Consider the following 11,827-nt stretch of genomic DNA (forward strand, 5'->3'; position numbering starts at 1 on the left):
AAATCAGACTATGCTCAAAAGCTCCTCTGTCCACCGCCATCCTCTCCTATTTTCCTGTTGTTATACAATCCGCTTGGAGGAAGTTTTGGAGCTGCATTTCAGTCTTCTGCCCTTTTCTTTCTCTTCTCCAGCCCAATCAGTCCCAAAGCAGCTGTTCCTGCAAGCAGGCCTGCAGCTAGGTAGGAAGTTTCTTCTGTACCGGTCTGCGGAAGTGCTCTTGGAGCCGCGCTCTTACTCAGCGCTGGTGGTGCAGGCTGAGCCGGCTGGCTTGGACGGTCCGGAGCTTCTGCTGGTACAGAAAGCTCTGTCACGGTCGGGATGTAAGCTGCGGAAATGGTATTTCCGTTGCGGTCTTTGCGAACGACTGTCACGCCTGTCGCTTGGCCGATAAAGTTCGGCTCTGGCCTGAAGGTCACCGTGCCGTCAGCTGCGATGGTATAAGTCCCTTCGCCTGGTACGACTTTTTCTGTACTGCCATCTTCAAATGTCGGCGGCACGATTGGGTCCACGTCGCCTTCAAAGATTGGTTTTCCAGTCTGCGGCTGACCTCTGAAGCCTGTACTTCCAGTATCTTCTGTAGCCGTACTTCCTAAAACAGTCGGAGTATAGGTCGCGGTCACGGCATTGCCATAAATATCCAACCGTTTGACGACAACTCCGCGGGCGGTTCCGACAAAATCGGCTTCCGGCACGAAGGTCACTGCGCCCAGCATCGCGAACTTGTAAGTTCCCTCACCTGGCACAACCTTTTCGGTGCTGCCGTCGTCAAAAGCCGGAGCCACTGTCTGGTCAATCGCTCCCTCAAAGATTGGCGTGCCGGTTTGCACTTCTCCCTTGCGGCCGACTGATGAAGTGTCTTGGCTGCTGGATGGCGCCACCACTGTCGGCAGATAGCGAGCGGTGACTGGTGTGCCATTGCGATCACGGCGGACAACGGTCACACCGCTGCCCTGACCGATAAAATCAGCTTCTGGCCTGAAGGTCACCGTGCCGTCGGCTGCGATGGTGTAAGTACCCTGACCCGGAATCGTTATTTCCTTGCTTCCGTCATCGAAGGCCGGCTCGGCTGTTTCGTCGATTGGCACCAACGGATTGCCTGCTTGGAAGATAGGTTTGCCCGTCTGCGCAAGGCCTTTGATATTGGTAGATGCCGCATCTTCACCTATCGGAGCCACCTTCTCAACTGTCGGTGTGTAAGTCGCCGTCACGGGCGTACCATTTTTATCTACACGTTTGACCGTCACTGGATCTGGCCTGCCGACGAACTGTTTGTCTGGCGTGAAAGTGACGGTGCCGTCGGATGCGATGGTATAGGTCCCCTGACCTGCAATAGTTTTCTCCTTCGTGCCGTCGTCAAAGCTTGGCTCTACGCTCTCATCGATTGGAACCAGCGGGTCACCGGCTGTGAAGCTTGGCTTTCCTGTCTGCGGAACTCCCTGCGGGCCGCTGCTGGTCACATTGGTACCTGCAGGAACTACTTCTTTTACTGCCGCTTGATACTTGACTGTCACTGGGGTGCCATTAGTGTCGATACGAGTCAGCTCTATTGCCGGTGTTTCACCCTTGAACTGCTTATCTGGCGTAAAAGTGACATTGCCTGCAGCGTCGACCTCAAACCGACCGACCTTGGCAATCTCTTTCACATTGGTTCCGGTATCAAAGACCGGCGTACTGCCAGCTGGGAATCCGACCTGCGGATTTCCAACTTCAAATGTCACCTTGCCATTTTGCACCTGGCCTTGCAGGCCTTCGGTCTGATCCCCTTTGCCAGTCGGAGTGACCTTGGTAACCGTAGGCGTGTAAGTCGCCGTCACCTCCGTGCCGTTCTTGTCCACACGTTTGACCGTGACTGGATCCGGCGTACCGACAAACTGCTTGTCCGGCGTGAAGGTGACAGAGCCATCCGGCGCCACCTCAAAAATACCGACATTCGGCACTTCCTTGCGCTTGGAGCCGTCATCAAAGGTCGCTGGAACATCATCATCCAGCGGCACAGTCGGGTCTCCGCCTGTGAAGCTTGGCGTACCCGTTTGCGGCTGGCCTTGAGGTCCTGTACTGGTTGCAGTCGTTCCGTTTGGCACGATTTCCTTCACCACCGCTTGGTATTTGACGGTCACTGATGTCCCGTTGGTGTCGAAGCGAGTCAGCTTCTGCTCTGGCGTTTCACCCTTGAACTGCTTGTCTGGTGTGAAGGTCACATTGCCCTCCGCATCCACTTCAAACTTGCCGACAGTTGGCACTTCTTTGACAGCTGAGCCATTGTCGAAAAGCGGGGTCGTGCCTGATGGGAATGGAACAGAAGCATGGCCTGGTGTGAAGGAAACTTGGCCTTTTTGCACCTGGCCTTGCAGACCTTCGGTCTTAATGCCTTTTCCGGTCGGAGTGACTTTCTCAACCGTAGGAGTGTACTGAGCTGTCACCTCCGTGCCGTTCTTGTCCACACGTTTGACCGTGACTGGATCCGGCGTACCGACAAACAGCTTATCTGGCGTGAAAGTGACAGAGCCATCTGGGTTGATGGTGTAGATACCCTGACCTGGGATTGATTTTTCTTTTTTGCCGTCAGAAAAAGCCGGTTCAATGGTTTCATCAATCGGAACCAGCGGATCGCCGCCAGTAAAGATTGGCATACCAGTTTGCGGAAGGCCTTGTGGACCGGTACTGGCTGCACTGCTTCCAGTTGGCACAACTGCTTTCACTATGGCCTGATACTTAACAGTCACCGGAGTGCCATTCGCATCAAAGCGAATGATTCCTAACTCTGGACTTGCACCTATAAATTGCCTTTCAGGCGTGAAGGTCACTTTGCCGTCCGCATCCACTTCAAACCTGCCAATGTTCGGCACTTCTTTGACTGCCTTCCCATTACCAAAGAGCGGAGCGGAGTCCGCTGGGAATGGAATAGAAGCATGGCCTGGTGTGAAGGAAACTTGGCCTTTTTGCACCTGGCCTTGCAGGCCTTCGGTCTTGGCGCCTTTTCCTGTTGGAGTAACAGCTCTTACAGTCGCCCGATAGGTCGCCTTGGCTACCGTGCCATTGCTATCTGTATGGCGGATTTCCAGCTCTGGTGTCTGGCCAATAAATGTCTTGACCGGTGTGAAAGTCACCTCGCCCTCCGCGTCGACTTCAAATTTTCCGACCTTGGCAATTTCTTTCGTATTGGTGCCGGTATCAAAGACGGGCGTTTTGTCTGATGGGAAGCCGACCTGCGGATCTCCAGCTTTAAAGGTCACCTTGCCTTTTTGAACTAAACCTTGCGGTCCGTCTGTCTTAGCGCCAATTCCTGTCGGCGTGACCTTGGTCACGGTTGGCGTGTACGCAGCTGTGACCGGCGTACCGTTCTTGTCCACACGTTTGACCGTGACTGGATCCGGCGTACCGACAAACTGCTTGTCTGGCGTGAAAGTGACAGAGCCATCCGGCGCCACCTCAAAAATACCGACATTCGGCACTTCCTTGCGCTTGGATCCGTCATCAAAGGTCGCTGGAACATCATCATCCAGCGGAACGTTTGGATTGCCTTCTGTAAAGCTTGGCGTCCCCTTTTGCGGCTGGCCTTGCAGGCCTGTACTGGTCGCCGTTGTGCCGGTCGGTACAACGGCTTTCACCACCGCTTGGTACTTGACAGTCACTGGAGTGCCATTCTCATCCGCTCGGATCAGCGTTATTTCAGGAGTTGTTCCCTTGAATTGATTGTCCGGCGTAAAGGTCACCTTACCATCCGCATTCACTTCAAACTTACCTACACCGGCCACTTCTTTGACAGTTTGGCCATTATCAAAGAGCGGAGTTGTTTCAGATGGAAATGGGACTGATGCATGGCCTGGCGTGAAGCTGACTCGGCCTTCTTGAACCTGCCCCTGCAGGCCTTCTGTCCGATCACCAGTTCCAGTCGGGATAACAGCTTCTACAGTCGCCCGATAGGTCGCCTTAGCCACCGTTCCATTGACATCGGCATAGCTGATGTCAAGTTCTGGTGTTCTGCCGACGAAGGTCTTATCCGGCGTAAAGGTCACCGTGCCATCGGCAGCCACTTCGAATCTACCGACTTGGTCAATTGCTTTGACATTGGTGCCGGTATCAAAGATAGGCGTTTTGTCTGCCGGGAAGCCGACTGATGGCGCCCCAGGGGTAAAGGTTACAGTGCCTGTCTGTACTTGGCCTTGCAGGCCTTCTGTCTGCGCACCTGTCGCTGTCGGAGTCACAGCCACCACAGTCGCCCGATAGGCGGCCTTAGCTACCGTTCCATTGACATCGGCATAGCTGATGTCAAGTTCCGGTGTTCTGCCGACGAAGGTCTTATCTGGGGTAAAGGTTACCGTGCCATCGGCAGCCACTTCGAATCTACCGACTCGGTCAATTTCTTTGACATTAACGCCGGTATCAAAGACGGGCGTTTTGTCTGCCGGGAAGCCGACCTGCGGATTTCCAGCTTTAAAGGTCACCTTGCCTTTTTGCACCAAGCCTTGCAGACCTTCTGTCTTGCCGCCAGTTCCTGTAGGAGTGACCTTGGTAACGGTTGGGGTATAGGTTGCCGTGACCGGTGTGCCGTTCTTGTCCACCCGCTTGACGGTGACGGGATCCGGCGTACCAGAATAGGACTTGTCCGGCGTAAAGGTCACCGTGCCGTCTGGCGCCACCTCAAAAATACCAACTTTGGGTACTTCCTTACGCTTGGATCCGTCATCAAAGGTCGCTGGAATATTATCGTTTAATGGCACATTGGGGTTGCCGCCCGTGAAGCTTGGCGTGCCCTTTTGCGGCTGGCCTTGCAGACCTGTCGAAGCAGCGTTCGTGCTGGTTGGCATCACTTGGGTCACCTTTGGCTGATACACCGCTTCAGCTCTTGATCCGTTCTTGTCCGTCACACGCAGGCGCGCTGGCGTAGGTATTCCATAAAAATCCGGGGCAGGTTGAAAATGAATTTCGTCATTTCCCTGCAGCGTATAGGTCCCTTGAAGCTTGCCGTTTGTATCATAAACCAGCAGGCTGTTTCCTGGCTGGACTTGCCCATCAACCACGAATCGTGGTCCTTCTGTTGCTAGGGGGACAGTCACCTTCTGTCCATTCACAGTTGCCTGTCCTGGCATAAACTGAAGGCTGCTCTTTTGCAACTGACCTTGAAGCCCTGTCGTCTGTGCATCTTGGCCTGTCGGAGTCGCGGCTTTGACATCCGCCTGATAGCTAGCGGTCACTTCTGTCCCATACACATCCACGCGCTTGACAGTCTCTGCATCTGGACGGCCGGTATATGCCGGTAACGGGGTAAAGGTGACCAACCCTTGCTCATCCACCTGATAGGTCCCTACACCTGCCACCGTTTTGGTCTGACTGCCATTGTCAAAGACTGGCAGCTTACTACTATCTATCGGTACACGCTTATCACCCGAAGTGAAGGTCAGCTGGCCTGTCTGAACTGCCCCTTGAATGCCTTCACTGCTAGCGTCTTGAGCAGTCGGTTTGACTGGCCTTACCTTTGGCTGATAAACCGCTTGGTGGAAAATACCATTGGCATCCATCATCCGAACAGACACCGGGTCAACCGTTCCGACAAAGTCCTTATTTGGCTTGAAAGTAATCTTACCAGTAGCCGGCTCCACTTCAAATCGGCCAACTTCTTGACCATTTGATATTGCCGGAAGACTTCCATCATCTGTTGTCGTGCCATCAGCCTTCACGAATTTCACAGGATGCGCTGCGCTTGGACTCGCTGGAGTTCTAGTAGCATCGCCATCATTAAAGACCGGAGTCTGTTCCTGATCAACTCCTTGGATATCGGTCGTTTCATACTTGCTATAGTTGAGAACTGTTGGAACATAGCGCCCATCCATGGTATTCAGCTGGTCGTTGATGGCCCTTTCAGCCTGATTTTTCGCAGTCCAGTCTGTGCTGGCGCCATTGGTATCAAAGCGGCGGATATTGATCCCCTGCGCCGTGCCGATGTAGTCCGCCTTAGGCTCAAACACCACCTTCACATCTGCGCCGTTCGGCGTAACCTTATAGCGTCCCTCAGCCGTGCTGTACCAACCCTCTGCATCAGCCGTCAGCTCATTTCCTTTCGCATCCAAGACCAAAGGAGCTTTCGTCGTGTCAATGGCTACTTTCTTACTTTCATCGTTTTGATCGATGCCCTGAGGTGTAAAATGAAGAGTGGCCGCTTGCTGCTGGTTGCGGATGCCGACGCTTTCTTTTTTCTCACCCTTTGGCGGATAAGTCAGTTCGACCTGCAGGTCTTCAACTTCACCGCTAAAGGCCGTGCCTGTAGGCTTTTCAATATCTCCTTTATTCAGAGCAATACGGACCCGCATCCCCAGCTTGCTCAGAGCCGGATCAGTCATGGCAGGATTTTTCTTGAAGCTGACAGTATAGTCACCCGCAGTCGTTACTTCGGTAAACTCACTGGCTTCATCTTCATCAAAGACGCCATTGTTATTAAAATCTATCCAAGCGCGGACATAGGCCTTTTCGTAGCCATTCGCCGAAGCATGGAGCCGCAGAGAGTAGTCTCCGTCATGAAGACGGTTTACTCGGAAAAGGTTGTTGGTTTTTCCGACCAAATCATCAGACAGCAGCTGATCCACCCCTTCATCGGCCAAATCTGTTTGCTCATCATGCTTCCAGTTATTCCCAGACGTGGTGTCAATGTCCGCCTCTACTCGGCCTAAAAACGGCTGTGGGTTTGGGCCTCCTGTTTCAGCATTATACCTTGAAATCGCATGGATGGCCTTGCCATAAGAGTCCGGCGCATCCCCCTCATCTACTGCCATGAAGCCAATCATCGCAGCCTGCTGACCAGAGGAAGCAATATAGATTCCAACCTCTGAGGCACCGCGCGACATCACCAGTGGAATGGTATTGTATCTGGAAACATTCGGACCGAATACCTGACTGCCCAGTCCGCCGGTCTTTTGATCCGGACTGACATAGGCCTGCCAATGAACGCCACTGGCGTCCTTCCCAATATACTGGCCTTCAGTAGTCGGCTGCATAGGCTTGTAGGTTTCTGTGATTTCCGTCGTCGCACCGTTCGTGTCTATGACAGTCCGCTTCCACTCTGCTAAGTGCTCCCAGCCCTGTCCATTTGTCGTAAAGATGGCATACTCACCTGGGTTGGCTTCTTCTCCATCCGCCATGACGACTGCAGCCTTGACCGCCTTACCGAGATAGGTGGCTTCAACCTTGAATTTCACACCATAGTTGGCTTCATCTTTAGGAACCTGCAGTTGGGTCTTACGTCCCTTGGTGTCAATCCCCTCTGACTTGATAGCCGACCATTGATTCTGCGGAGCTCCTACGATTTTAGGACGATAGTCATCACCGTACCAATATTGATAGGCATAATTTGTGCTGTTATTATACTGCAGCCAGGTATTCTTGGCATTTGGATCATAGCTGCTTTCATATTCTGTCCCTTTTACCCGGTCACGATAAATCTCTGTCGCATAGAAAGGTTTCAGCTCGGTTACCGTCAGCTTGATACGATAGCCCGGTGAAATCTCTTTTTCATAGACTGTTCCAACCTTAAGAGAGCCATCGGTGTCTAGGTTTTTGAAAGCATTGGTATCCCCAAAATCCAGCCAGTTGACCTGCTTCATCAGCTCATCCGACCGCTTCTTCACGGACTCTTCCAGCGTTGGCTTAGACACAGCAGGGTTTGCCGTCGCATCTTTCAAACCAGAAGCAGCAGTTGCTGTTCCTGCAGCATCGGCAGCGCGGAAGGATGTTCCTGTCTCCATGGGCTGGCCGTTGCGCTCAGACCTTGGCATCGCCGCAGTAGCCGGCTTCGGTGTGACCTCTGCTCTATATGAGCGAGGCTGAGCTGGTGCGGCAGAAGTCGCTTCATTAGCGGAGACAGCTGTTTCTGCCGCCGGAGCAGCCCTTGTTTCAGTGTCTCTTGCGTCTTCAGTCGGTTCAGGTGCTGCCTGCTCGCTAGCTGCAGTTGGACTCACTGGCTGGTCCTGCCCCTCCCCAATTTCTGGAGCAGGGGCCTCAGAAACAGCGGCTGCGAATGTGTCAGCAGCCGCTGGCTGGCTGACGGCTGCATTCAGCCCGCTTTCCGGCAGCGATATGCTGTCATCCGCTGATCCGCTGGTACTTTCATCTGCACTGACCGTAGCCGCAGTCCCCAAAAGGAACACGGTAGATAACAATACCGAACAAACTCCAATGTTTAATTTTCGAATCGAAAACTTACGCAAATGGGGGTTAAATAAATCTTTTCCCATAGAATCTCCTAATATAATAAATTATTCGCAATTGGTATTATACACTATTTCATTTGAGTTATCCAAGTATATGACTGTAATTTCGGACAATTCTGTACAAAAATAGACAGATTAAAAAAAGGCTCCAATTTTCAGCCATAAAAAAAGATTCGCGAAGGAATCTTTTTTCTTATTTGTCCGCAAGGAGCTTCTCCAATTTCTGCTGCAGAGGCGCCAGCTCCCAGCCCTCAATCTCTTGCAGTTCATAATTGGTGACCGCCAGTCCCTGGTATTTAAGTCCGTAATTGCGACAGAAACGGTGCATGGCATAGTCCAGCATTTCAATCTCCTTACTGGGCTGAGAACCCTGCAGGAGAAAGAAAAGCTGCTTGCCCCTGAGAGCCTCCGGCGGATAGGGGATGTCAGCAACCCTGTCTAAGAAAGTTTTGAGCAAACCCGAAAAAGACCACCAATAGATGGGGCTGGTAAAGACCCAGACATCGGCCTCTGTCAGTTTTTCATAAACCTGAAAAAACTGGTCCTGCTCTGCTTTCTGACCGTACTGCTCAATATGAAAGTCCACCAAATCCAAGGTCTCATATTTTCGGCCTTTCAGAAAGAGGCGGGCTAACTGCACACTATTGCCGTTTTTGTTGGGGCTGGCATTGATTAGATAAATCATGGCTTCTCCTATCTTGGATTTATTCCTATCGTTATTATAGCAGAAAAAAGCTCAGCAAACAACGGCTGACAAAAGAAGCTGGGACAACCCTACCCAGCTTCGTCTATTTCTATCGTTTGATTGCAAGTTGCAGTGGTTGGGGGGGAGATTTTGTTGACTTTGGTCAACCAACATCTCCCCCTGCACAGTTCATCAAGCGCTTTAGCGCCATCACCCCCCTGCTGAACAGCTTCTCATTCGTTGATAAATCAGCTCTTACAAGCCGCTGTTTTGACAGCATGCTTTGTTTGGCTGTATTCACCAGCTCAGACCATCATTCCCTGATTGATGAGCTGTGCGGAGGGGGAAGACCAACTCTTTTGACTTGTTTGGCGTTCTTTCCCACTCCTCCGGACTGCCAGAGCAAGGCGGCGCTGGCCTGATTTGCAGAGTTCTTGAGCAGTATCAGCCCGATATTCTTCAGCTATCAATGCTATTCAACCCGATCAATATCTTCTCTCATCTCATCCATATTAAACTTAGCAAACAGATACTTGCGGTCCTGCACCGGAAAGCGCTGATCCAGCTGATCAACCGCTCCCAGCTCGACAATGCCTTCTCTGATGACAAAGTCCATGACATGACCGCCAAAGGTCAGGTCATCGGATACAAAATGCAGATGATAGCCCGCCAGACTGACCCCATGGAAAATTTCCGGTGTCCAAATGCCGACAATGGTCCCCGACACATTGTCCTTGCTGTATTCAGGCTGGTTGACGGCCACTTCCGCAAATTTTCGCTCAGTGGTTGACTTCGGAATCATCCGGACATGCATATGGGCAAAATCTCCGTGAATCTTGATAGAGCGGAAAAGATTTTCTCCGTCATAGTAAGACTCAATCCGCTTTTCCAGCTCCTGATCATCCATCTCAAAGCGCTGGCGGAAAATAACCTCGGCTTGATGAGGCACTACAGCTGCATAGGGAACCGTCACATCGTCTGCCAGCTCGACCACTTCCAGCTGGTCGCCTGACCCCTTGGCCTGATAGGCCTTGCCATCCAGCACAATCAGCTCACCATCAATGGAGTCCAGAGTCCCCAGGCCCAAATCTCCGTACTGCAGCAGCTCACCAATCGTCATGCTGCCGTCATAAAGCCCGGCCATGAGAGCTCCCAGAGTATTGTATTGAAATAATTTTACTGGCTCTGCCATTTTTTCTCCTTTTCTATCAACCTTTTTCTAACTAATAAAACTCATCCGGCAAAATAGTCTCTCCCAGAGTGCTGCTGTCCTTGTAGTCAACCGGCAGGTCAATGATGACCGGCCCCTTTTCCTCAAAGGCAGCCTGCAGCAAATCTGCAAACTCCTGCTGAGAAGTTGCACGGAAGCCTTTGGCTCCAAAGCTTTCTGCGTATTTTACAAAATCAACCGGACCAAAGTCAACACCGGACGAACGGCCGTATTTCATCTCTTCCTGAAATTCGACCATATTGTAGCGGCCGTCATTCCAGATAATGTGGACAATGGGCAGCTGAAGGCGGACAGCTGTTTCCAGCTCCTGGGCCGAAAAGAGAAAGCCGCCGTCTCCGGATACTGAGATAATCTTGGTATTGGGACGGACCAGAGCTGCGGAAATGGCCCAAGGCAGGGCCACCCCCAGCGTCTGCATTCCATTTGAAAAGAGCAGATGTCTAGGCTCATAGCTCTTAAAATAACGGGCCATCCAGATATAGTGGGTTCCCACATCCACTGTCACCGTCATGTCATCCTTGGCATTTGCCTGCAGGACCTCAATGATGTCCAGCGGATGCAGACGGCCGGGCTCGGTCTGACTGCGGTCAAACTTGACATCGCCATCCATCTTATTGCGCAGGCTCTGCAGGTATTCTCTGGAGCCTTCCGGCAGCTGGTAGCCGTTGACTGCAGGCAGCAGCAAATCCAGCGTATTGGCAATATCCCCAATCAGCTCACGCTCAGGCTGGAAGTAGGTATCAATCTCAGCCGGCTCCACATCAATGACAACAATGCGGGCAGAGATTTCAGCATTCCAGTTGCGGGCTTCATATTCAATGGGATCGTAGCCGATAGCGATGACCAGATCCGACTTCTTCAGCAGCATATCGCCCGGCTGATTGCGGAAGAGCCCCACCCGTCCAAAGAAGGTGTCTTCTTCCAGCTCCCGGGACACAATGCCGGCTCCTTGGAAGGTTTCCACCACTGGCAGCTGGACCTGCTCCAAAAGCCGGCGGAGTGCAGCTGTTACGGTAGCATTGGAAGCGCCGTTGCCCAGCAAGAGCACCGGCAGGACAGCGTTTTTAATCGCCTGAGCCAGATAATTAATATCGGCTACTGAGCTGGAGCCCAGCTGAGGATCCGTCAGCGGCTTGATAGCCTTGACCTTGACCGGGCTGTCAACTACATCCTGGGGGATAGAGATAAAGCTGGCTCCCGGCATTCCAGACTTGGCGTGGCGGTAAGCATTGGCAATAATTTCCGATAAGGTATTGCCGTCCTGAACCTCTACCGAATACTTGGTAATCGGCTTAAAAAGGGCCGCATTGTCCATAGACTGGTGGGCCCGCTTCAGCAGGTCCGAGCGCTTGACCTGACCAGCCAGTGCCAAAACAGGGTCGCCCTCTGCCGTTGCCGTTACCAGACCTGTCGCCAGATTGGACGCACCGGGTCCGCTGGTTGCGATGACGACCCCCGGCTCTCCGGTAATCCGGCCAATCCCCTGAGCCATAAAGGCAGCATTCTGCTCATGGCGGGCTACAATCAGCTCCGGTCCCTTGTCTTCCAAGGTATCAAAAACCCGGTCAATCTTGGCACCCGGGATGCCAAAAACATAGTCTACCTTGTGATTGATTAAACTGTCAACAATCAGATCTGCTCCAAATTTTTCTGTCATTTTCTCATTCCTTCCTGATTTTCATGACAAACATTATAACACAGGTGACTTAA

At 52.2% G+C, this 11,827-nt stretch carries 4 protein-coding genes; all 4 read right to left on the reverse strand.

The window, feature by feature from the left end:
- Positions 1-98: 98 nt before the first annotated feature.
- The 4 genes from DHL47_RS03245 to alsS all read right to left on the reverse strand — a co-directional run bounded on the left by DHL47_RS03245 (position 99) and on the right by alsS (position 11,774).
- Entirely contained in the window at positions 99-8,225 is an 8,127-nt protein-coding gene (locus DHL47_RS03245; protein ID WP_209550885.1) for a CshA/CshB family fibrillar adhesin-related protein, read from the reverse strand.
- A 169-nt stretch (positions 8,226-8,394) separates the two neighbouring features.
- Positions 8,395-8,886 carry a flavodoxin family protein gene (locus DHL47_RS03250; RefSeq protein ID WP_209550886.1) on the reverse strand — a complete coding sequence of 164 codons (492 nt, stop codon included), beginning with the start codon at positions 8,884-8,886 and terminating at the stop codon, positions 8,395-8,397.
- Between the two features lie 472 nt (positions 8,887-9,358).
- On the reverse strand, positions 9,359-10,078 hold the full coding sequence (budA, locus tag DHL47_RS03255; protein ID WP_128835990.1) for an acetolactate decarboxylase: 720 nt from the start codon (positions 10,076-10,078) through the stop codon (positions 9,359-9,361).
- 31 nt (positions 10,079-10,109) lie between these two features.
- Positions 10,110-11,774 (reverse strand): acetolactate synthase AlsS, encoded by a 1,665-nt coding sequence (gene alsS / locus DHL47_RS03260; protein WP_128835988.1) that lies wholly within the window; start codon positions 11,772-11,774, stop codon positions 10,110-10,112.
- Positions 11,775-11,827: the final 53 nt, after the last annotated feature.

Source organism: Streptococcus panodentis (genome assembly GCF_017884005.1).
Lineage (GTDB): Bacteria > Bacillota > Bacilli > Lactobacillales > Streptococcaceae > Streptococcus > Streptococcus panodentis.

Excerpts from the sequence above, each read along its gene's own strand:
- DHL47_RS03250 (WP_209550886.1), bottom strand. The coding sequence starts at position 8,886 with ATGATTTATCTAATCAATGCCAGCCCCAACAAAAACGGCAATAGTGTG.
- budA (WP_128835990.1), bottom strand. The coding sequence starts at position 10,078 with ATGGCAGAGCCAGTAAAATTATTTCAATACAATACTCTGGGAGCTCTC.
- alsS (WP_128835988.1), bottom strand. The coding sequence starts at position 11,774 with ATGACAGAAAAATTTGGAGCAGATCTGATTGTTGACAGTTTAATCAAT.
- DHL47_RS03245 (WP_209550885.1), bottom strand. The coding sequence starts at position 8,225 with ATGGGAAAAGATTTATTTAACCCCCATTTGCGTAAGTTTTCGATTCGA.